The 20,560-nt window shown below is 68.6% G+C and carries 26 protein-coding genes; 14 read left to right on the top strand and 12 right to left on the bottom strand.

Features of this window, described 5'->3' with window-relative positions; translation table 11 throughout:
- Nucleotides 1-9 precede the first annotated feature (9 nt).
- From ACWEKR_RS34095 to ACWEKR_RS34110, 4 genes are all read left to right on the top strand, one after another.
- Nucleotides 10-522, top strand: coding sequence for a nitroreductase/quinone reductase family protein (locus ACWEKR_RS34095; RefSeq protein WP_452358006.1), 513 nt, complete (start codon nt 10-12; stop codon nt 520-522).
- Between the two features lie 98 nt (nt 523-620).
- On the top strand, nt 621-1,226 hold the full coding sequence (locus ACWEKR_RS34100; protein WP_452358007.1) for an acid phosphatase: 606 nt from the start codon (nt 621-623) through the stop codon (nt 1,224-1,226).
- Nucleotides 1,227-1,267: 41 nt separating this feature from the next.
- Nucleotides 1,268-1,744, top strand: a complete 477-nt coding sequence (locus tag ACWEKR_RS34105) for an N-acetyltransferase family protein (protein ID WP_452358029.1) — start codon at nt 1,268-1,270, stop codon at nt 1,742-1,744.
- Between the two features lie 5 nt (nt 1,745-1,749).
- On the top strand, nt 1,750-2,451 hold the full coding sequence (locus ACWEKR_RS34110; RefSeq protein WP_452358008.1) for an endonuclease V: 702 nt from the start codon (nt 1,750-1,752) through the stop codon (nt 2,449-2,451).
- Here ACWEKR_RS34110 and ACWEKR_RS34115 read toward each other — a convergent pair.
- A complete protein-coding gene (locus tag ACWEKR_RS34115) occupies nt 2,430-2,819 on the bottom strand; it encodes a hypothetical protein (protein WP_195091540.1) in 390 nt (129 codons plus the stop codon). The genes ACWEKR_RS34110 and ACWEKR_RS34115 overlap by 22 nt on opposite strands.
- A 220-nt stretch (nt 2,820-3,039) precedes the next feature.
- Between ACWEKR_RS34115 and ACWEKR_RS34120 the strand changes: the two genes are divergently transcribed.
- Nucleotides 3,040-3,984, top strand: a complete 945-nt coding sequence (locus tag ACWEKR_RS34120) for a diacylglycerol/lipid kinase family protein (protein WP_452358009.1) — start codon at nt 3,040-3,042, stop codon at nt 3,982-3,984.
- A 253-nt stretch (nt 3,985-4,237) separates the two neighbouring features.
- The gene (locus ACWEKR_RS34125; RefSeq protein WP_011211115.1) at nt 4,238-4,492 is read left to right on the top strand and encodes a WhiB family transcriptional regulator; all 255 of its coding nucleotides are present in this window, start codon (nt 4,238-4,240) and stop codon (nt 4,490-4,492) included.
- A gap of 505 nt (nt 4,493-4,997) precedes the next feature.
- Here the strand turns inward: ACWEKR_RS34125 and ACWEKR_RS34130 are convergent.
- Both ACWEKR_RS34130 and ACWEKR_RS34135 read right to left on the bottom strand, forming a co-directional pair.
- The gene (locus ACWEKR_RS34130) at nt 4,998-6,512 is read right to left on the bottom strand and encodes a sensor histidine kinase (RefSeq protein WP_452358010.1); all 1,515 of its coding nucleotides are present in this window, start codon (nt 6,510-6,512) and stop codon (nt 4,998-5,000) included.
- A gap of 22 nt (nt 6,513-6,534) precedes the next feature.
- The gene (locus ACWEKR_RS34135) at nt 6,535-6,750 is read right to left on the bottom strand and encodes a biotin/lipoyl-binding carrier protein (protein WP_195091480.1); all 216 of its coding nucleotides are present in this window, start codon (nt 6,748-6,750) and stop codon (nt 6,535-6,537) included.
- Nucleotides 6,751-6,840: 90 nt separating this feature from the next.
- Here ACWEKR_RS34135 and ACWEKR_RS34140 point away from each other — a divergent pair, with 90 nt between their 5' ends.
- Nucleotides 6,841-6,915: a 50S ribosomal protein bL37 gene (locus tag ACWEKR_RS34140; RefSeq protein WP_022597109.1), complete on the top strand. Its 75-nt coding sequence runs from the start codon at nt 6,841-6,843 to the stop codon at nt 6,913-6,915.
- Between the two features lie 74 nt (nt 6,916-6,989).
- Here the strand turns inward: ACWEKR_RS34140 and rsrA are convergent, their stop codons facing one another.
- Together rsrA and ACWEKR_RS34150 are read right to left on the bottom strand one after the other, a co-directional pair.
- Complete coding sequence (gene rsrA / locus ACWEKR_RS34145; RefSeq protein ID WP_195091541.1) at nt 6,990-7,256, bottom strand: mycothiol system anti-sigma-R factor; 267 nt, start codon at nt 7,254-7,256, stop codon at nt 6,990-6,992.
- 20 nt (nt 7,257-7,276) lie between these two features.
- Nucleotides 7,277-8,035, bottom strand: coding sequence for a sigma-70 family RNA polymerase sigma factor (locus ACWEKR_RS34150; protein ID WP_452358011.1), 759 nt, complete (start codon nt 8,033-8,035; stop codon nt 7,277-7,279).
- A 170-nt stretch (nt 8,036-8,205) separates the two neighbouring features.
- On the opposite strand from ACWEKR_RS34150, the gene ybaK reads away from it, so the two are divergent.
- Together ybaK and ACWEKR_RS34160 are read left to right on the top strand one after the other, a co-directional pair.
- The gene (gene ybaK / locus ACWEKR_RS34155) at nt 8,206-8,700 is read left to right on the top strand and encodes a Cys-tRNA(Pro) deacylase (protein WP_452358012.1); all 495 of its coding nucleotides are present in this window, start codon (nt 8,206-8,208) and stop codon (nt 8,698-8,700) included.
- 74 nt (nt 8,701-8,774) lie between these two features.
- The gene (locus tag ACWEKR_RS34160) at nt 8,775-9,074 is read left to right on the top strand and encodes a hypothetical protein (RefSeq protein WP_195091487.1); all 300 of its coding nucleotides are present in this window, start codon (nt 8,775-8,777) and stop codon (nt 9,072-9,074) included.
- A gap of 262 nt (nt 9,075-9,336) precedes the next feature.
- Here the strand turns inward: ACWEKR_RS34160 and ACWEKR_RS34165 are convergent, their stop codons facing one another.
- Nucleotides 9,337-10,125 carry an SOS response-associated peptidase gene (locus tag ACWEKR_RS34165; RefSeq protein ID WP_452358013.1) on the bottom strand — a complete coding sequence of 263 codons (789 nt, stop codon included), beginning with the start codon at nt 10,123-10,125 and terminating at the stop codon, nt 9,337-9,339.
- Nucleotides 10,126-10,291: 166 nt separating this feature from the next.
- Here ACWEKR_RS34165 and ACWEKR_RS34170 point away from each other — a divergent pair, with 166 nt between their 5' ends.
- Nucleotides 10,292-11,800, top strand: coding sequence for an aldehyde dehydrogenase family protein (locus ACWEKR_RS34170; RefSeq protein WP_452358014.1), 1,509 nt, complete (start codon nt 10,292-10,294; stop codon nt 11,798-11,800).
- 587 nt (nt 11,801-12,387) lie between these two features.
- On the opposite strand, the gene ACWEKR_RS34175 is transcribed toward ACWEKR_RS34170, so the two are convergent.
- Genes ACWEKR_RS34175 through clpS form a run of 3 tightly spaced genes read right to left on the bottom strand, consistent with a single transcriptional unit; the run spans nt 12,388 to nt 14,452 of the window.
- Entirely contained in the window at nt 12,388-13,449 is a 1,062-nt protein-coding gene (locus ACWEKR_RS34175; protein ID WP_452358015.1) for a P1 family peptidase, read from the bottom strand.
- Between the two features lie 60 nt (nt 13,450-13,509).
- Nucleotides 13,510-14,079 carry an oxidative stress transcriptional regulator AosR gene (aosR, locus tag ACWEKR_RS34180; protein ID WP_159842688.1) on the bottom strand — a complete coding sequence of 190 codons (570 nt, stop codon included), beginning with the start codon at nt 14,077-14,079 and terminating at the stop codon, nt 13,510-13,512.
- 22 nt (nt 14,080-14,101) lie between these two features.
- Nucleotides 14,102-14,452 (bottom strand): ATP-dependent Clp protease adapter ClpS, encoded by a 351-nt coding sequence (gene clpS / locus ACWEKR_RS34185; protein WP_159842690.1) that lies wholly within the window; start codon nt 14,450-14,452, stop codon nt 14,102-14,104.
- Between the two features lie 123 nt (nt 14,453-14,575).
- Between clpS and ACWEKR_RS34190 the strand changes: the two genes are divergently transcribed.
- Nucleotides 14,576-15,886 (top strand): nicotinate phosphoribosyltransferase, encoded by a 1,311-nt coding sequence (locus tag ACWEKR_RS34190; protein WP_452358016.1) that lies wholly within the window; start codon nt 14,576-14,578, stop codon nt 15,884-15,886.
- 2 nt (nt 15,887-15,888) lie between these two features.
- On the opposite strand, the gene ACWEKR_RS34195 is transcribed toward ACWEKR_RS34190, so the two are convergent.
- Entirely contained in the window at nt 15,889-16,080 is a 192-nt protein-coding gene (locus tag ACWEKR_RS34195) for a hypothetical protein (RefSeq protein WP_159842694.1), read from the bottom strand.
- A 151-nt stretch (nt 16,081-16,231) separates the two neighbouring features.
- Here ACWEKR_RS34195 and ACWEKR_RS34200 point away from each other — a divergent pair, with 151 nt between their 5' ends.
- Nucleotides 16,232-16,798, top strand: coding sequence for an isochorismatase family protein (locus ACWEKR_RS34200; protein ID WP_452358017.1), 567 nt, complete (start codon nt 16,232-16,234; stop codon nt 16,796-16,798).
- A 57-nt stretch (nt 16,799-16,855) separates the two neighbouring features.
- The gene (locus ACWEKR_RS34205; RefSeq protein ID WP_452358018.1) at nt 16,856-18,904 is read left to right on the top strand and encodes an ATP-dependent DNA helicase; all 2,049 of its coding nucleotides are present in this window, start codon (nt 16,856-16,858) and stop codon (nt 18,902-18,904) included.
- Between the two features lie 162 nt (nt 18,905-19,066).
- Here the strand turns inward: ACWEKR_RS34205 and ACWEKR_RS34210 are convergent, their stop codons facing one another.
- Nucleotides 19,067-19,462, bottom strand: a complete 396-nt coding sequence (locus tag ACWEKR_RS34210; RefSeq protein WP_452358019.1) for a RidA family protein — start codon at nt 19,460-19,462, stop codon at nt 19,067-19,069.
- A gap of 185 nt (nt 19,463-19,647) precedes the next feature.
- Here ACWEKR_RS34210 and ACWEKR_RS34215 point away from each other — a divergent pair, with 185 nt between their 5' ends.
- On the top strand, nt 19,648-19,896 hold the full coding sequence (locus ACWEKR_RS34215) for a hypothetical protein (RefSeq protein WP_452358020.1): 249 nt from the start codon (nt 19,648-19,650) through the stop codon (nt 19,894-19,896).
- Nucleotides 19,897-19,961: 65 nt separating this feature from the next.
- Here the strand turns inward: ACWEKR_RS34215 and ACWEKR_RS34220 are convergent, their stop codons facing one another.
- The gene (locus tag ACWEKR_RS34220; protein WP_452358021.1) at nt 19,962-20,501 is read right to left on the bottom strand and encodes a DoxX family protein; all 540 of its coding nucleotides are present in this window, start codon (nt 20,499-20,501) and stop codon (nt 19,962-19,964) included.
- Nucleotides 20,502-20,560: the final 59 nt, after the last annotated feature.

Consider the following 20,560-nt stretch of genomic DNA (forward strand, 5'->3'; position numbering starts at 1 on the left):
ACTGCTGGGATGAGCGAAGATCGACCCGCCACAACCGAAGACAACGCTGCCATCACCTCTTACGACGACCCGGACGCGCCGTGGAACCAGAAGTTCCCCGACGACGACATCGCGCACTGGAACGACGGCGTGATCCAGGAGTTCCGCGACAACGCGGGCAAGGTCGGCGGCGCGTACGAAGGCGGTGAGCTGATCCTGCTCACCACCACCGGCGCCAGGAGCGGTAAGAGGCACGTGGTCCCGCTCGGCGTGTTGCGCCGCGGCGAAACCCGCTACGTGAGTTCGTTCATCGAGGACCGGTACCCGGCCTGGTACCACAACGTGAAAGCCGATTCCGCCGTCACCATCGAGCTGGGGGCCACCACCTATCGCGGCACGGCGCGGGCGCTGGAGGGAGCCGAGTACGACGAGTTCGCGGCTTGGGTGACGACGAACAATCCGTTGCTCGCGGACTACCAGTCCAAGGTCTCGCGACCGCTGCCACTGGTGGTGCTCGAACTCGGGGACCCGATCGAGTCCTAGCCCACGGCGGTCGGCACGGGGTGGTCATACGGTTGCCTCGGAACGAGGGGCGTCGGACCGGCGCGGCCTCATGATCATCGGTGGACCATCATGGAGGCATGTCCGCACTCGACGACGCCCGTGTCGTGCTGCTCCGGCACGGCGAGACCGCCTGGTCTACGCAGCGGCGGCACACCGGCCGCACCGACCTGCCGCTCACCGAGCGCGGCGAAGAACAGGCCGTGGCGGCAGGCCGCTTGCTCGCCACGCTGCAACTGCGAAATCCGTTGGTGCGCACCAGCCCACGGCTGCGCGCGCGGCGCACCGCGGAACTCGCCGGGCTCACCGGCGCCGTGGTCGACGACGACCTCGCCGAGTGGGACTACGGCGCCTACGAGGGCCTGACCACCCCGCAGATCCGCGAGTCCGTGCCCGGCTGGACCATCTGGACCGGCCCCGTCCCGGGCGGCGAGACCCGGGAGCAGGTGCGGGAGCGTGCCGACCGGGTGCTGGCCGCCGTGGCGGCCGCGCTGCCGGAGCGGGATATCGTGCTGGTGGGGCACGGTCACTTCTCCCGCGCGCTGATCGCCCGCTGGGCCGAATTCGACATCCGGGAGGGCCGCCGATTCGCCATGTCGACCGGCGCGCTGACCGTGCTCGGCTACGAACATGACGTGCGCGCGATCCGCACACACAACCTGGTACCCAACGGAGCGTCACTGTGACCCGACCCGGCCCCACCACCGCCCTCGACCTCGGCGGCGCCGTGCTGCGCCGCGCCGTCCCCGCCGACGTGCCCGGACTGGTCGGCCTCGTCCATGACCTGGCCGACTACGAGAAGGCGCGGCACGAATGCACGGTCACCGCCGAGCAGCTGCACGCAGCGCTGTTCGGACCGGAGCCGAAGGTATTCGCGCACGTGGTCGCGGACGAGTCCGAACTGCTCGGCTGCGCCATCTGGTTCCTCAACTTCTCCACGTGGGACGGCGTGCACGGCATCTATCTGGAAGACCTCTACGTCAAGCCGGAGACGCGGGGCAACGGCTACGGCAAGGCACTGCTCACGGCCCTGGCGAAGGAGGCGGTGGAGCACGGCTACAGCCGCGTCTCCTGGTCGGTGCTGACCTGGAACAAGCCCTCGATCGACTTCTACGATTCGATCGGAGCCGTGGCCCAGACCGAATGGGCGGGCTACCGGCTGGCGGGCGACGCGCTCGGCAAGCTGGCCGCCGACGCGCGGTAGCGCGTATGTCGTGGTTCCCGCCGCTCGATCCGGCGTCCTGGCCCACCACCGCCGAAGCGGCGACGGCGATGCAGGACGAATTGCGGCCCCTGATCCGCGAGCGCACCCCCGCGGGCGCGCAGTTCCGCACAGTGGCCGGGCTGGATTCCGCCTATGCCGACAGCGGCGCGGTGGCCGCCGCGGTAGTGGTCTTGGCCGCGGGCACCCTGCGCCCGGTCTCTTCCGCTGTCGCGCACGGCGTCGCCGCCTTCCCCTACGTTCCCGGTCTGCTCGCTTTCCGGGAGATCCCCGCCACCCTCGCCGCGCTCGAAAAGCTGGATGCCGCACCGGATCTGCTGGTGTGCGACGGGCAAGGACTCGCCCACCCCCGCCGCTTCGGCCTGGCCTGCCACCTCGGGCTGCTCACCGGCGTGCCGACGATCGGCGTGGCGAAGACCGTGTGGGGCGACTACGCCGAACCGGGCCCGGAACGTGGCGCGACCGCCGACATCACTCTGGAGGGAGCGGTGGTCGGGCGGGCGTTGCGCACCAGAACCGGCGTCAAGCCGGTGTTCGTGTCCGTGGGACATCACATCGACCTCGACACCGCTTGCGCACAGGTCCTCGCGCTGACCCCGCGCTACCGGCTGCCGGAAACCACCCGGCAGGCCGACCGGCTCTGCCGGGCAGCGCTGCGCACGGCGGACTATTCCGGCTCGACCCCGTAGTCCTGGGCCATCCAGCGGGTGGACGGCGGCGCGAACAGCAGCACCAGCGCGGCGACCGCGACGACCCCGAGCGCCGTGCCGTAGACCGGCTGATGCGAGTCGGTGAGCAGCGACCAGGTGACCGGGAGCAGCAGCAGCTGCGCGATGACGGCGATGGCGCGACCCCAGCGTTTCCCCAGCAGCAGGCCGACGCCCGCGGCCAGCACCGCGCCGCCGAGTATGCCGAACCAGGCAGCGGTGCCGTATCCGCTCGTCGCGGACTGGTCGTGACCGAGCAGCCCGCGCACCACCAGCACGATCGCGACGCCCACGGCGACGACGCCTTCCAGCGTCACCAGGGCGCCTGCCGCCCGCACTGTCGTGGGCACCGCCGCACTCCCGTCGCTCACGATCGCGCCCCGCCCGCACTCGGCTCCGTCGTGCGCGGCGGCGCACGGTGTCCTCGCTTGCCTTGCTGACGCTCGTTCACGCGGCAAGCCTACGGCCCGCCCGTCCGCGCGATCGTCCTGACGGGGGCGCGGACAACGGCACGCGGTACATCGCTCGCCGCTTTTCCGGGGCGGGCAAGCCGCCAACTAGGCTGCCCTCGTGCGGACGCTGCTGATCGTGAACCCGAATGCCACCTCGACGACGCCGGCGACTCGGGACCTACTGGCGCACGCGCTGGAGAGCCGCACCCAGCTGACCGTTGCGCACACCCAGCACCGCGGCCACGCGGCGGAACTGGCCCAATGGGCCGCCACCAACGAAATGGACCTGATCGTGGTGCACGGCGGCGATGGGACGGTCAACGAGACGATCAACGGCTTCCTCCCGCTGCCCGTCCTCGACGACGGTCAAGCCTGGTTGCCGCGCCTCGGTGTGATCCCGGGCGGCTCGGCGAACGTCTTCGCCAGGGCGCTCGGCATCTCCCCCGACCCGGTGACCGCTACCAATCAGCTCATCGACCTGCTCACCCTGGACGCCGACCGCCGGATCGGCCTCGGGCTGGCCGACGACCGCTGGTTCTGCTTCAGCGCGGGCGTCGGGCTGGACGCCGACGTCTGCGAGGCGATCGACGCCAGCCGTGCTCGCGGCCGCACCGCCACGCCTGCCCGATATGTTCGAACAACTGTGCGACAATTCTTCCGGGCAAAACGGAAAGAACCGAGCGTTCGGATCGAAATTCCCGGGCGGGAGCCGGTGGACGGCGTGCATTACGCCTTCGTTACCAACACCACACCGTGGACCTATCTGAACGCCACGCCGGTGCACACCAACCCGGGCACCCGGTTCGAAACGGGCCTCGGCGTGTTCGCGGTGCGCTCCATGAGCGTGGCGCCGACCCTGCTGCTCGCGCGACAGCTCCTGGCTGCCAACGGAAATCCCAAGTCCCGCAATTTATTTCGCGAAGACGACGTTCCCGCCGTACGAATCGAGTCCAAAGAACCCATCGGCCTGCAAATCGATGGCGACTTCATCGGGAAGCGCAACGTGGTGGATTTCACTGCCGTGCCCGATGTCCTCGCAGTGGTCGCTCCGCGGCCGCACTGAGGGCGAAACACCGGGAAAACATGGCGGGTAGTGCTGCGAAATCCCGGTGGAGCGAGTACAAAGGACCGGGCAGGCTTCCCATCACGGGGGCCTTCAGAGCGTGAGCTTCCCCACGGTGCACCGCGTGCCTATTGACATCTACGGTGTTCGTGAAAGCATTCACAAGCAACCGTGCGGAAACATTCGAGTCGCACAAGTGAACGAACCACAAACCGTAGGCGCCCTGCGCGGCGCCCAGCAAAGGAGCAGAGGAATGGACTGGCGCCACAAGGCCATCTGTCGCGATGAGGACCCCGAGCTGTTTTTCCCGGTGGGTAACAGTGGTCCGGCGCTCGCGCAGATTGCCGATGCCAAGCTGGTCTGCGCTCGCTGCCCCGTAACCGCTGACTGCCTGTCCTGGGCCCTGAAGTCCGGACAAGACGCCGGCGTGTGGGGTGGTATGAGCGAGGACGAGCGCCGGGCGCTCAAGCGTCGCAACGCGCGCACCCGCACCCGCACCGTCGTCTGATCAGACGACCGGCCTTACCGGGCCATTCAGCCCGGCCCGGTAACGCATTTCAGCCCGGCACCCATAGGTGCCGGGCTGTGTTGTTTTTGCACACCCGACGGCGAACTGGAAATCATCGGTCTCGCTTCGCGACGAATCCCCGATGCCGACCAATGCGGTTGTGCCGGACACCAATATCCGCTCCGCGGATTACGGCGCGACAGCGGCCCGGTTCGGCTCGCGGAAGATCGCGACCTGTGGGAAAGTAGTTGGTTCTCAACCGGGTTGGGACACTCGCAATCCGTTCGGCGCCCTCGCATTCCGCTCGATACGGACATTCGAGCAGTCGCCGCTCCGCAAGCCGTGAACCGCACGCGCGCAGCCGCCACCGCGACCTCCGAGCAACACATCGGTGCCACCGTGACCAGCCACGGAACCGACCTGCGCCTTCTCCGTGGCGGACGACGCCTGCCGGGACCGGCCGCGCCGACTCACCGAGCCGATCGGAGGATTCCGGCGCTCGAACTCAGCGGCCGGAACGACGGCCCAGCGGCACGCGCAGCACGGCATCGGTGCCGATGTCGGCACCGGGATGCAGGCCGATCGAACCGCCGAGTTCGGCGGTGACCAGCGTGCGGACGATCTGCAGGCCGAGCCGGTCGGAAGATTCCAGGCTGAACCCGGGCGGCAGACCGCGCCCGTCGTCGCTGATGATGACGTCCAGCCAGCGGGCCGAACGCTCGGAACGGATTGTCACCGTGCCGTTTTCGCCCGAATCGAAGGCGTGCTCGATGGCGTTCTGCACCAGTTCGGTGAGCACCATCACCAAGGGGGTGGCGCGTTCGGCGGAGAAGACGCCGAGCGAACCGGCGCGGCGCACCTTGATGCGCGCGGTGTGCACCGTGGCCACATCCGCCATGATCGGCAGCAGCCGGTCGACGACCTCGTCGAGATCGACCTCTTCGTCCACCGACATGGACAGCATCTCGTGCACCGATGCGATGGAGGTGACCCGGCGCACCGATTCGGTGAGCGCGACCTGCGCTTCCTCGTTCTCCGTCCGGCGGGCTTGCAGGCGCAAGAGCGCGGCGACGGTCTGCAGGTTGTTCTTGACCCGGTGATGGATCTCACGGATGGTGGCGTCTTTGCTCAGCAGCGCGCGGTCACGTCGCTTGACCTCGGTGACGTCGCGGACGAGCACGGCGGCGCCGGCCAATTCCCCGTGTGGGCGCAGCACGAGGGTGCGCAGCAGCACGGTGGCTCCGCGCGCCTCCACCTCCATCCGCCGCCCGGTCCGCCCGGCCAGCGCGGCCTGGATGTCGCCGACCACTTCCTGGGCGTCGAACGGATCGGTGATCAGCGAGCGGGTGGTGACCGCGAGATCCTGCCCGGCCAGATCGGACTGCAAGCCCATCCGGTGGTAGGCCGACAGCGCGTTCGGGCTGGCGTAGACGACGGTGCCGTCGGTGTCGAGCCGGATGAATCCATCCCCCGCGCGCGGGCTGGAATGGGTAGCCGCGCGATCCTCGGTGGTGGGGAAGGTGCCGTCGGCGATCATCTGGCACAGATCGTCCGCGCATGCCACGTACGCGCTCTCCAGCTGACTGCGCACCCGGGAGCGTTGCAGATCGGTGTCCCGGCTCAGCACCGCGATGACGTCGTCGCCGCAGCGCACCGGGATGGCCTCGCGGACCGCGTGCACCGGATGCGGGTGGTAGACGCCGGACGCCTCGACCTCCCGGTCGGCTCGCACGGTATCGCCGCTGGTCAGCGCCTCGAACACCTGCGGATGGTCGGACTGCCTCGCGCTCGTGCCGACCAGGTCTTCCTGGTGCACGGTGGGCGCGGTCGTGGGACGGCACTGCGCGACACACACGATGTCCGCGCCCTCCGTCACCGGCCCCGCACCGACCCACAGCAGCAGATCGGCGAAGGACAGATCGGCCAGCAACTGCCAATCGCCCACCACCCGCTGCAGATGATCCACGGCGACGCCGGGTAGGTCGGTGTGCTCGGCCAGCAGCTCACTCAGGGTCGCCATGCAGATCTACCGCCGCAATCGATCAGGAGATGACCGCGATCAGATGGCCCGCCTTGATCGCGTCGCCTTCCCGGACACCGACCGACGTCACGGTGCCGCTGGACTCCGCGACCACCGGAATCTCCATCTTCATCGACTCGAGGATCACCAAAGTGTCGCCTTCCCGAACTTCGTCGCCTTCCTTGACGACCACCTGGTAGACGACCGACACCAGTTCGGCGAGCACTTCCTCAGCCATGACACCTCATTCGCTCGTTGCCCTGTATCCGCTGACGGTACAGCCAACCACACGTGAAAGAATGGCCTTCAATCAGAAGGGAGACCACTCATGGGTAAGCGCGGACGTAAGAAGCGTAGCCGCAAGGGGAACGCAGCCAACCACGGCAAGCGGCCCAACGCCTGAGCTGACGCTCGGCCCGCAAGCACGAAGCGGCACGCACTTCCGTGAGGAAGGCGTGCCGCTCGCGTTTCGCACGGCTACTCGGAGGCCTCGACCGATGTCTCTGTCGTGGCGACCGTCCGGCGGAGCTCGATGGTGAGCCGCTCACGCAGCGAGGCGGGCGCGCGATCGCCGCCGCATTTGCGGCTGAGCAGGCTCTTGATCTTCTCCTCGATGCCGTAGGCCTCGATACAGGGACTGCAGTGCTCCATGTGGTGCTGCAACCGTGCCCGGGTCGCGTCGTCGCATTCCCCGTCCAGCATCAACCACACGTCGGCGAGCACCGCCGTGCAATCGAGCTCCATGTCGGGGTCCCGCTCGGTACTCACTGCTTGACCTCCTGGCGTTCCCCCGAACGGTTGAATCCACGCTCGCGCGCGACATCGGCGAGCAAACCCTTCAGTTGTTTCCGGCCGCGGTGCAACCGGGACATCACCGTACCGATGGGAGTGCCCATGATGTCGGCGATCTCCTTGTACGGGAAACCCTCGACATCGGCGTAGTACACCGCCATGCGGAACTCCTCGGGCAGTTCCTGCAGCGCGGCTTTGATGTCGTCGTCCGGTAACGCGTCCAGCGCCTCCACCTCGGCCGAGCGCAGTCCCTGCGAGGTGTGCTCGGCGGTCGCGGCCAGCTGCCAGTCGGTGATCTCGTCCGTCGGATACTGCGCGGGCTGGCGCTGCTTCTTGCGGTAGGAGTTGATGTAGGTATTCGTCAGGATCCGATACAGCCAGGCACGCAGGTTGGTGCCCTCCCGGAACGACTTGAAGCCCTGATAGGCCTTGACGTAGGTCTCCTGGACCAGGTCCTCGGCATCCGCCGGGTTCCTGGTCATGCGCAGCGCGGCGCCGTAGAGCTGGTCGAGCAGCGGGAGCGCGTCCCGTTCGAACCGCTGCGCCAGCTCGGCATCGTCGACGGCGGCGACATCGTCGGCCGCCACGTCATCGTCGCTCGTCACACCTGTCCCTTCGATCGCCGTACCTGCCAAATCTACCGGCATCGGCACATCGAAGGAGAATCCGCCGTCTATCGGGGACACCTCGGTCCCCACCGGACGGTCGTGGAGCAGCACGGGCACAGGCATCTCCTTCACATCTCCATAGGGCCTGCTCACGCGGTGGAATTGCTTCCGAACGCGGTGTACCGGCTACAACATGCGCGACCCGTCCGGTGTTCCCGCCGATCACGGGCTCGCGACGGATCCGCAGGGAAACACGTTGCGGACCGTGCCACGCCCGCCGTTAGGGTTTGGCCATGGCAGCAGGCTCGACCCCGGCGATCCGCGCGTTGACCCAGGCGAAGGTGCCCCATCGCGTACACGCCTACAAGCACGATCCGCGCGCCGACTCCTACGGCACCGAGGCGGTCGACGCGCTTGGCGTCGAACTCGGGGTCGCGGCCGAGCAGATCTTCAAGACGTTGATCATCGAACTGGCCACCGGCACGCTGGCGGTGGCCGTGCTCCCGGTGCCGAACACGTTGTCGCTCAAAGCCGCGGCGGCCGCGCTCGGTGCGTCGAAGGCGAGCATGGCGGACAAGACGCGGGCGGAGAAGACCACCGGATACGTGCTCGGCGGCATCTCCCCGCTCGGTCAGCGCAAGCTGCTGCCCACCGTGATCGATGACTCGGCGCTGGCGTGGGACCGGATGCTGTGCAGCGCGGGACGGCGCGGACTGGAGATCGAACTGGCGCCCGCCGACCTGGTCCGGCTGACCGCCGCGGTGACCGCGCCCGTGACATCCGCGTAATTCGGCCACGATCGGCGCGATCTGTGCGTTACTGAACTGGCCAGATCGACCCGACTCGAGAGGATGTGATGCGAATGTCTACGCACCAGCGGGTGCGCACCGTGATCGTCGCGTTGTCCGGAGCTCTCGTCCTGGCCCTTGGTTCGGTCACGCTGCTTGCGCCGGAGGCCGCCGCAGCGCCGGACAACGCACCGGTCGTCCAGGTCAGCGATTCGGTCTTCGACTTCGACGGTCAAGGCTCCAAGAGCGACGACAAGGCCGGCAAAGCCGAGAAACTCAGCGGGAATGTCACCACCAAGTTGATCGACCTGGTGGCCGGGATCATCAAGTGCGGGCTCAATATCGCTTCACCCAGTGTGAAGTGCTCCCTGTAGTTTCTTGCAGCGCCTGCGGCGCTGCGTGTTCGCGGCCCCCTTATGGCTCGCGTCCGAGTGGCCACCGCCTGCTCCTTCGTCGCTTAAGCGGCGGCCACTCGGACGGGAGCCGGGCCGCGACCGGCGGATGCTCGATCTCGCTTCGCTCGAAACCGGGAGTTGTGGCCGGTGCTCGCGTGCGGCCGTCTGACCGGCGCCTCAGTTCGCGGAGTGCTGCGGGGATCGGGCGGAGGCTACCGCTACGGAGGGGTGCGGCTAGCGATCAGAGCAAGCTGATCTGCTCGGCCTGCTGCTGATCTTCCACTGGCGCAAGCAGTTCCGGGCCGTTGTTGCGCACGCTGTTGACCAAGGTGGGCACCGCGCGGGGCACGATTCCGGCGACCACGTCCTCGGAGGGCGTCTCCAGCAGACTCGCCGGGGCCGGGTGATCCGGATCCAGCCACGCGTCCCAGTGCTCCTGCGGCATTGGCAGCGGCATCCGGTCGTGGATGCGGGTCAGATCGCCGACCGCGTCGGTGGTCAGGATGGTGCACGACAGCAACGGCTCGCTCTCCGGCTGCGACCGATCGCGCCAGACGGACCACAGACCGGCCATGTAGAGACGGGAACCGTCCGCGTTGGCCATGTAATACGGGTGCTTGGCGACCTTTCCTTTCGGGCCCTTCTCCCCATTCGGCTCCACGAGCCACTCGTACCAGCCATCCATCGGCACCAGGCACCGCCGGTACTTCACCGCGTCGCGGAAGGAAGGCGTGGTAGCCGCCTTGTCGGCTCGGGCGTTGAACAGCGGCTTGCCCTTGACCGGCACACCGGGTTCGGCGGCCTTGGTCCACACCGGGATCAGCCCCCAGCGCATGCGCCGGACGCGCCGCTTCGGGTCGTCGTCCTCGTGGCCTTGGTCGTGCCGCTCGACCACGGTGAGCACCTGGGTGGTCGGAGCGACGTTGTAGTTGGTGAAAGCGCCCTGGTCGGCGGCGCCGGTCTCGTCGATCGCATCCAACTCGACCGCGAGCCTGCCCGGGTTGGTCGTGGTCGCATATCGTCCGCACATATCCCGATAGTCCCACTTCCCACCGACAGCGTCGGAGACAATTGGTGCATAGCTGATGACCTGTTGAGAGTTGTGACATAGCATTCTCTCATCGGAAGGACGGGCTGCCCGTCCACTCGGACATGCGCATCGACCGTCCACCGCAGACGGCAAGAGGAGACCCACTGTGACATCCACCGACACCAAACCGGCCGATCACGACACGGCACTGACGTCGGTCAATCCGGCGACAGGAGAGGTGATCGGCACGCACGTCATCGCCGACGACGACGCGGTTGCCGCCGCCGTCGCCAAGGCCCGCGCAGCGGCCGCCACGTGGGGCGCGCTGAGTTTCGACCAGCGGCGCACCCACCTGCTGCGCTGGTCGAGCAAGCTGGTGCAGGACTCGGAGAAGTTCTGCGCGTTGATCCACGCCGAGAACGGCAAGCCGCTCGACGACGCCTTCCTGGAGCTGATGCTCGCGCTCGAGCACATCTCCTGGGCGGCCAAGAACGCCAAGAAGGTGCTCGGCCCCAAGCGGGTGTCCCCGGGCGCGCTGATGTCGAACTTCAGCGCGCGGCTCGAGCAGCGCCCGCTCGGCGTCGTCGGCGTGATCGGCCCGTGGAACTACCCGGTCTACACGCCGAACGGTTCCATCGCCTACGCGCTGGCCGCGGGCAACACCGTCGTGTTCAAGCCGAGCGAATACTCCACCGGCATCGGCAACTTCCTCGCCGACGCGTTCGCGGCGGCGAACCCCGAACTGCCCGAGGGCGTCTTCATCACGATCAACGGCTACGGCGCGACGGGCGCGGCGCTGGTCCGCTCCGACGTCGACAAGATCGCGTTCACCGGCTCCACCGCCACCGGCAAGCGGATCATGGCGGCGGCCGCGGAACGGCTCACCCCCGTGCTGCTGGAGTGCGGCGGCAAGGACGCGGTGATCGTCGCCGCCGACGCCGACATCAAGGCCGCGGCGGACGCGGTCGCCTGGGGCGCCACCGCCAACAGCGGCCAGACCTGCGCCGGTGTCGAGCGGGTCTACGTGGACCGCTCGGTGCGCGAGGAGTTCGTCGCCGAGGTCAAGCGCATCCTCACCGACGTCAAGCCCGGTTCCGGCGACAAGGCGTCCTACGGCCCGATGACCATGCCGAGTCAGATCGACATCGTGCGCCGCCACATCGAGGACGCGCTGAACAGCGGCGGCACCGCGGTGCTCGGCGGTCCCGAGTCGGTCAAGGCGCCGTTCATCGAGCCCGTCGTGCTGGTGGACGTGGACGAGAACTCCGAGGCGGTGGCCGAGGAGACCTTCGGCCCGACCATCACCATCCGCACCGTCGACGGCGTCGACGAGGCGGTGGAATTGGCCAACAACTCCAAGTACGGCCTGTCCTCGGCGGTCTACTCGAAGAAGAACGGCCTGGACATCGCGCGCAGGCTGCGCGTCGGCGCCACCTCGGTGAACTCCGTGCTCGCCTTCGCCGCCATCCCCGGCCTGCCCTTCGGCGGCGTCGGCGATTCCGGCATCGGCCGCATCCACGGCGAACCGGGTCTGCGCGAGTTCGCCCGCCCGCATTCGATCGCGGTGCAGCGCTTCACCGTTCCGGGCATGGCGCTGCTGAGCTACAGCCGCACCGACTCCACGATGAAGCTGCTGCGCAAGCTCGTTCCGTTCCTGCACGGGCGGCACAAGTAGGAATCCACGGCCGGGTGCTCGACGTCGTCGAGTACCCCGGCACCGTGCCATAGGTGGCACCAGCGGCAATCCGCCACGCGAACGCGCCGCGAATGGCGACGGCGACGCGCTGTGACACCGGACGAAGTCGGCAGGGCATCGTCCGCGCGGCGGATACCTCCGCAACCGGGGCATTCGATCGGCACAGCCACGTGCCGCATCCCCGATTCGGCGAAGCTTCCCCCACGCAACTACTTCGGCCGAACCCCGGTCCGAACGAGCGAGACCGAGCATGCGCGGTTCGCGGCCTCGCTCGCAACCGATTGCCCGCCACGTCCGCGACGCAAGCAAGCGACGACCACAGCAGAGCAGCCTCCCGAAACGACGTGCCGCGAGCCGCAGCATTCGTCCCTGACGCGCCCAACGCACCGCAACCACGTCTTTCTTTCGAGCGAAGCGAGACCGAGCATCCGCCGTTCGCGGCCCGGCTCGCGTTTGCGTGGCCGTCGCGTAGGCGACGAAGGAGCAAGCGGCGGTCGCGCAAACGCGAGCCGGGCCGCGAACACCCAGCGCCGCAGGCGCTGGAAAACCAACACAGCCGCTGGAAATCAGATACCGAACAGGTCACCGTAGGCCGGTATGCCCGCCACGGTGCGCGCCGAGCGGATCGCGTCGACGACGGCGCGCTCGACGCAGACCGCTGCGGCCGTGCAGATCTCGTCCAGGACAAGGAGATCGGCCGGGAACGCGGGCGGAAGCGGCAGGTCCGTGCCCTCTTCCGCCGTTCCGGTGGCGAGCGCGAAGAGGGTGTCTCCGTCCAGAGGCGAGTGCGCGGGGCGGATCGCGCGAGCCAACCCGTCGTGCGCGGTGACGGCGACCCGCCTGCATCCGGCAGGGTCGAGCGGGGCGTCGGTGGCCACGACGCCGATCGTGGTGTTGAGCACGGTGCCCTTTACCGGCAACGCGTTCGCCGCCGCCAGTTGCTCCGCGCTCGGCGTCCGCAGACCGAAGAAGCCGGGCCCGTCGGTGCCGCAGCCCCACGGCAACCCGGTGCGGGGATCGAACACCGAGCCGACGGGATTGGCCACGATCAGCGCCGCGACGGTGATGCCTGCGGCGACGCCTTCGCCCAGCGCGATGCTCGCGGTGCCCACCCCGCCTTTGATCGATCCGGCGCGCGCGCCGACGCCCGCACCGACCGATCCGCGGGCGAAGTCGGCGCTCGCCGCCGCGGCGGCCCGGTAGCCGAACTCGGCGGTCGGACGGATGTCCCAGGCGCCGACCGGCAGATCGAAGATCACCGCCCCGGGAACGATGGGCACCACCCGGCTCGGATCGGCCGGGTCCATCACGATGCCCGCGCCGTTCTCCTCCAGCCAGCGCATCACCCCGTCGGCCGCGGCGAGTCCGAACGCACTGCCGCCGGTGAGCAGGATCGCGTCGATCTGGCGGACGGTGTTCATCGGATCGAGCAGATCCGTCTCGCGGGTACCCGGGCCGCCGCCGCGCACGTCGACCGCCGCCACGGCGCCGCCCGGCACGCGCACGACCGTGCATCCCGTCGCCGCCCCGGAGCCGAGCGTGGCGTCCGAGTCCAGGACGTGATGATGCCCGACCAGCACGCCGGGCACATCGGTGATCGAATTACGTTCTCCCGGGACGGCTTTCACCAGTTACTCCTCACGGCGCGGAACTCCTGACGGTCGGCGCCGATCTTCGCAGCACAGGGGTCAGGGAGCCAGCGCCTGGAGCAGCGAGTCCTGCATCCAGGTCAGCCAGTGGTATACGTCCAGGTGCGGAGCGCGCGGGTCGTCGGGGTCGAGATGGTCGGGCGTGTCGGCATCGATGTTCAGCACCGTGCCGAGCGCCAGCCGCACGTCGGTGAGCGCGGTCAACCACGCGTCGGCCTGCTCGGGGGTGAGGACGATCTTGCCGCCCGCGCTCGGCACGGTGTCCAGCACGACCGATCCCGCCGCCAGCTTGGCGTCGATGATGTCGGGCTCGTGCAGGCTGCGTAGCGCGCTGTTGAGGTCGGCGCGCTCGGCGTCGGGCGAGCCGGGCTCATTGCGGTGGAAGTCCGGGAGGAGTCTGCGCAGCCGCGGGTCCTCCGGCGGGACGGTGTTGCCGGATCGCAGTCCGGTGAGGGCGGCCAAGTCGTCCTCAGGGGCCGACCCGGCGCGTTCGGTGAGCAGCCCGGAGACCGCGCCGACCAGGGACCGAAGTACATTGGCCTCCCGTGCGTCCATCTCGGATCGCAGTTTGAGACCGCTCAGCGAGTTCTTCCTGCTCCACTTGCGCACGGCGTCAGGGTAGTCGTCCTGGTCAATCGTCCCGCTGCATGGTGGCCCAGAGTCCCGCGGCGTGCAGCCGCTGCACGTCGTGTTCCATCTTGTCCCGGGAACCCGACGAGACCACCGCCTTGCCCTCGTTGTGCACTTTCAGCATCAGCTCGGTCGCCTTCGCTTTGCTGTAGCCGAACAGCTTCTGGAAGATGTAGGTGACGTAGTGCATCAGATTGACCGGATCGTCCCAGACCACGGTGACCCAGGGGCGGTCCTCCGCCTCCAGGATCTCGGTGTATTCGACCGCTTCGGGCGTCGCCTGTGCCGCCGACAATGTCGCGTTCGCGGCGTCCACAACGACGTCACCCCGGACTCTGCTGCGCAAGGCCATAAGGTCAAGGGTACGACTCGACTCCGGATAAACAACACCCACGCTGCCCCGATTCGCCTATTCGCCGGTTCACCGAGCCGATGCCGGACCCCATGAGCCGACCGTTCTGTCTACAGTGACAGCGTGGATCTGCGTGACGGCCTCGCCAGCACGGCGCTGCTGACCGACCAGTACGAACTGACCATGCTCGCCGCGGCGCTGGCCGATGGCTCGGCGCATCGGCAGTGCACGTTCGAGGTGTTTGCTAGACGTTTGCCCAACGGTCGTCGCTACGGCGTCGTCGGCGGTACCGGCCGGGTGCTCGACGCGCTGCGGCAGTTCCGGTTCGGCGCGGCGGAACTGGCCGTCGCCGCCCCGTTCTCGGATCGGCGGACCCTCGACTGGTTGCGCGACTACCGGTTCACCGGGGACATCGACGGCTATGCCGAGGGGGAGCTGTACTTCCCCGGCTCCCCGATCCTGTCGGTGCGCGGCAGCTTCGCCGAATGCGTCGTCCTGGAGACGCTGATCCTGTCGATTCTCAATCACGACAGCGCGATCGCGGCCGCGGGCGCCCGGATGGTCAGCGCCGCCGGGGGCCGCCGGATGATCGAGATGGGATCGCGGCGCGCCCACGAGCAGGCCGCCGCGGACTGCGCGCGCGCCGCGTATCTGGCGGGTTTCGACGCCACCTCGAACCTGGAGGCGGTGCGTCGCTACGGCATTCCGGGCGCGGGCACCAGCGCGCATGCCTTCGTCCTGCTGCACAGCGGCCCCGACGGGGCACACGAGGCCGAAGCGTTCCGCAGCCAGGTGCAGACACTCGGCGTCGGCACGACACTGCTGGTGGACACCTTCGACATCAGCAGGGGCGTCGCGACGGCCATCGAGGTCGCAGGCACGGAACTGGGCGGCGTCCGGATCGATTCCGGCGATCTCGGCGTCCTGGCCAGGCAGGTGCGCGACCAGCTCGACGCGCTCGGCGCGACCAAGACCCGCATCGTGGTCTCCGGCGATCTCGACGAGTACGCCATCGCGGCGCTGCGCGCCGAGCCGGTCGACGTCTACGGCGTCGGCACCGCGCTGGTCACCGGCTCGGGCGCGCCGACCGCCGGAATGGTGTACAAGCTGGTCGAGGTCGAGGGCGTGCCGGTGGCCAAACGCAGCAGTCACAAGCAGTCCCGGGGTGGCACGAAGAAGGCCGTTCGCTTGGCCCGCGACACCGGAACGATCGTGGAGGAGATCGTCTATCCGGCCTCCGGGCCGACGCCGCCGAGCAACGGCTTCGAAGCCAGGGAGCTACTGGTCCCGCTGATCCGCGAAGGCAAGCAGGTCGACGACCTGCCCACCCTCGCCGAGAGCCGCGACCTGGTCGCCCGCGGGTTGATCAGCCTGCCCTGGGAGGGCCTCAAGCTGTCGGCGGGCGAGCCCGCCGTGGTGACCACGTTCGTCTGAGGTCACCGGCCGCGCCGGTCGGCGCGGGACACCAGCAGCAGTCCGGCGGCGAACAGCGACGCGAACACCACACCGGTGACTCCGAACCACACCCAGGCCGACGGCTCGGCGGGACGGGAGCCCAGCAAGTAGAAGACCACCAGGAAGACGGTGGTGCCGACGGTTACGCTGCGGAACAGTTTCGCAGGGCTCATGAGAGGTCTCCATGCGGGAAGGCGGCACACCGGCTGCCGGGCGAAAGGGGCATCCGGTAATCACCATGGGCGGCGGCCGTGTTTACAACCCAAGCGTCCGACCGAGCGGCAGAATCGGAACAGTCATCCAGCCGGACCGCGGGAGGTCGCCATGACCCGGGCACTGATCATCGTCGATGTCCAGAACGATTTCTGCGAGGGCGGCGCGCTCGCGGTCACCGGAGGGGCCGCCGTGGCGGCCCGGATCACCGAGCACCTCGCGGCGGCGGAATACGGCGCGATCGTGGCGACCCGCGACCACCACATCGATCCCGGCGCGCACTTCTCCGAGCAGCCCGATTACCTCGACAGCTGGCCGCCGCACTGCCGGATCGGTACGCCCGGCGCCGATTTCCATCCGGCCCTCGACCTCGGCCCCGTCCAGGCGGTCTTCTCGAAGGGCGCGTACGCGGCGGCCTATTCCGGGTTCGAGGGCACGACCGAGGACGGCACCGGACTGGCCGACTGGCTGCACGACCGCGGCGTAGACGCCGTCGACGTGGTCGGCATCGCGACCGACCACTGCGTGCGCGCCACCGCCCTGGACGCGCGCATCGAGGGTTTCGACACCCGTGTCCTGCTCGACCTCACCGCGGGCGTCGCCCCGGACACGGTCGCGGCCGCGCTGGATCGCATGCGCGGCGCGGGCATCGATCTCGAAGGCGGCATCAGCCGATAGACCGTCCGGTCTCGGCGAGCGGCCCGCCCTGTCGGAGGCGCCGAGTAGGCTGCTCGCGTGCCCGAACTGCCCCCCGTTTCCGACCTTTTGGCCACCGCCGTGCAGGCGCTCGGCGGTAAGGAGCGCGCCGGGCAGGTGACGATGGCGGCGGCGGTGGACCACGCGATCGACACCAAGGAGCATCTGGCGGTACAGGCCGGGACGGGCACCGGCAAGTCGCTGGCCTATCTGGTGCCGAGCCTGCGCCACGCCGTCCGCACCGGCCGCACCGTGGTGGTCTCCACGGCGACGATCGCGCTGCAGCGTCAGCTGGTCGACCGCGACCTGCCCCGGCTGGCCGAGGCGTTGAGCGGCCCGCTGGGTCGCACGCCGAAGTTCGCGATTCTCAAGGGCCGCAACAACTACCTGTGCTTGAACAAGATCAACAGCGCGATCCCGGACGAGCCTGCGGAGGCGGAGCTGTTCGACGCCTTCGCGATCTCCCGCCTCGGTCGCGAAGTGCAACGGCTCAACGAATGGGCCTCCGACACCGAGACCGGCGACCGCGACGAACTCGCCCCGGGAGTGAGCGATCGCGCCTGGCGGCAGGTCAGCGTGTCCTCCCGGGAGTGCCTCGGCAAATCGCGCTGCTCCTTCGGCCAGGATTGCTTCGCCGAGCGCGCCAGGACCGAGTCGGCACAGGCCGACGTGGTGGTGACCAACCACGCTCTGCTGGCCATCGATGCGATCAGCGGCATCCAGGTGTTGCCCGAACACGACGTGGTGGTCATCGACGAAGCGCACGAGCTGGTCGACCGGGTGACCGGCGTGGCCACCGCCGAACTGGCCGCTTCCGCGATCAGCGCGGCGGCCAGGCGCTGCGCCAAGCTCATCGACGAGCAAGAGGTGGACCGCTTGGAGGGCGCCGCCGAGGCATGGCACACCGTGCTCGACGAGCTGCCCGCCGCCCGGTGGGACACCTTGCCCGACGGCGCCGCCCCGGTGCTGGCCATGATCCGCGATGCCGCGTGGAACGCGCGCACCGCGCTCGCGCCGCCGGGCAGCACCACCGCGCAGGGCGATCCGGAGAGCTCCGCCGCCCGCACCATGGCGCTGGCCGCGCTCGACGAGGTGCACGACAGCGCGGTCCGCGCGCTTACGGCGTTCGACGAGCCCGATCCCGCCGCGCGCCGGGATGTCATCTGGCTGGCGGCCGACGAGATCCGGGGTGTGCAGCGCCGCTCGCTGCGCATGGCGCCGCTGTCGGTGGGCGGGCTGCTGCGCAGCAGGCTGTTCGGCGCCGCGACCGTCGTGCTGACCTCGGCCACATTGCAGATCGGCGGCTCGTTCGACGGGCTCGCGGTCACCTGGGGCCTGCCGGCGCAGTCGGGCAACCGCACCGACCCGGCCACCGCGAACGGCGCGCAGGCGCCGTCGGACGCCGAGGCCGTGCGCTGGAGTTCGCTCGACGTCGGCTCGCCGTTCGATCACGCCAAGTCCGGCATCCTCTACGTCGCCAAGCACCTGCCCGCGCCGGGCCGTGACGGGCTGACACCGGCCTACCTGGACGAGATCGAGCGGCTGATCACGGCCGCGGGTGGGCGCACCCTCGGCTTGTTCTCCTCGATGCGCGCGGCCCGCGCGGCCACCGACGCGCTGCGCGACCGGTTGCCGACCCCGGTGTTGTGCCAGGGCGAGGACGCGACGGGCGCGCTGGTCCGCAAGTTCGCCGACGACCCGGAGACGTCCCTGTTCGGCACGCTGTCGCTGTGGCAGGGCGTCGACGTGCCCGGACCGTCGCTCAGCCTGGTGATCCTCGACCGCATCCCCTTCCCGCGCCCGGACGATCCCCTGCTGGCGGCGAGGCAGCGCGCCGTGGAGATGCGCGGCGGGAACGGATTCATGACGGTGGCCGCCAATCACGCGGCGCTGCTGCTCGCGCAGGGCACCGGACGCCTGCTGCGCAGCGTCGATGATCGCGGTGTGGTCGCCATCCTCGACTCCCGTCTCGCCACCGCCCGCTACGGCGGATACCTGCGCGCCTCGCTGCCGCCGTATTGGGAGACGGCCGATCCGGAGGTCGTGGTCAAAGCGTTGCGGCGGTTGGCCGCCGCGGCAAAGGTGTGATACCGCACACACCGCCCGCGAGCTAATTCCAAACGGAAGTACATTTGGTGGTCGATACGTCGGGTGACCCCCAATTCCCACCCCGAGGTATCGGCCGGTCCCCGCGCCAAGCCCTGCACGCGGCGCGGGGACATCACCGGACTCCGTGTCGCGCAGCCGATCTCAGCCGCGCATGGCCACCGCGTCGACCTCGAAGAGCATTCCGGGCAGCGCGAGCGCCGCCACTCCGGTCAGCGTCTGCGCGGGCGGGCGGTCACCCCAGATCGCGGCGATCTTCTTCCCGAGCACCGCCAACTTCTCCAGATCATGGTCGACGATGTGCGTCCGCAACTGCGCCACATCGGCGAAGTCCACTCCCGCCGAGCGCAAGGCGATGCCGAGACCGGCGAACGCGTTGTCCACCTGAACGGCGAATTCCGCGCTGGTCGTGTGCCCTTCGGCGTCCGAGTCGTACTGCCCGGCGATGAACACCAGTTCGCCGCGCGCCACCGCCACATGGCTGTAGCCGAACCCGGTCGGATCGTGCAATCCCTCGGGATTGCTGATTTCTACGCCCATCACTTCTCCTCGGTCGGTCGAAAAGTTGCAACAGGACGACGATCCCGCCGCTCATGGTGTGACACGACATCAGCCATGCGCTGAATGGACACCAACGTATGATTCGTTGCGTAGCAATAAGTTGCGGCGTCGGACGATCCCCCGCGTATCCTTGAAAGGTCTATCGCTTCATCGGGAGGGTTGAAATGGAAGCGAAATCTACAGTCGCGGTGGTCGGCATCGCCGCGGGACTGATTGTGGGAGTGAGCGGAGTGGCCGACGCGGAACCACACGGGACGCCGGAGCTATACCCGGGCTACGGCACGTACATCGGGACCTACCGCAGTCTCGAAGAGTGCTACTTCGCCGCTGCGGACGAGATCGGACGCCATCCGGACAAGCCCAACTACAAATGCACGAACGGGCCTACAGGATTCACGCTGCGCGTCTGGTGACGCGAAGTGGGTGTCCATCCGCCGTGGGCACCCACTTCACCTTCCAGGTGAGATCTACCGCTCCGTCAGAACACCCATTTCATAAGCAGTGTGATCACTGCGGCGACAACTCCGATTACGACAGCGCCCAATCCCACAACTGGACCTTTCCGCTGCCATGGGCGCCCATTGTCCAACGACAACGCTCCGGGACCCGTGAAGGCGATCGCGGCAGCCGCCGTAGCAAACAGCAAAGGCAATTCGTAGCCCCCGTGGGTGAGCAACCCCATGCTCCATAGCGCGTTGATCGCGTTGATCATCGTGCCCAGAACGATCGCTCCGGCCAGCGGCGTCAGCAGGCCGAGCAGCAGGAGAAGACCGCCGCCGAGCTCGGTCAGGCCCGCCAGAGTCCCGAACACCTTGCCCGGGTTGTAGCCCATCTGCTCGAAGCCGTCGGCGTTGGCCTGCAGACCCGGCCCGCCCCACCAGCCGAAAAGTTTCTGGGCCCCATGCGCCGCGAGCAGGCCGCCGAAGACGACGCGCACGAGCAGCAGGCCGATGTCGGTGGCGATACCGTCCAATTCGCTGTTGGTGCCGGTTCTGTCGAGTACGGATTTGATGGTCATGCTGGTCCTCATCCCTGCGCTGTCGTTGCGGACACGATCGTTACTTCGACGAATAAACG

The sequence above is a fragment of the Nocardia sp. NPDC004573 genome (assembly GCF_053602135.1).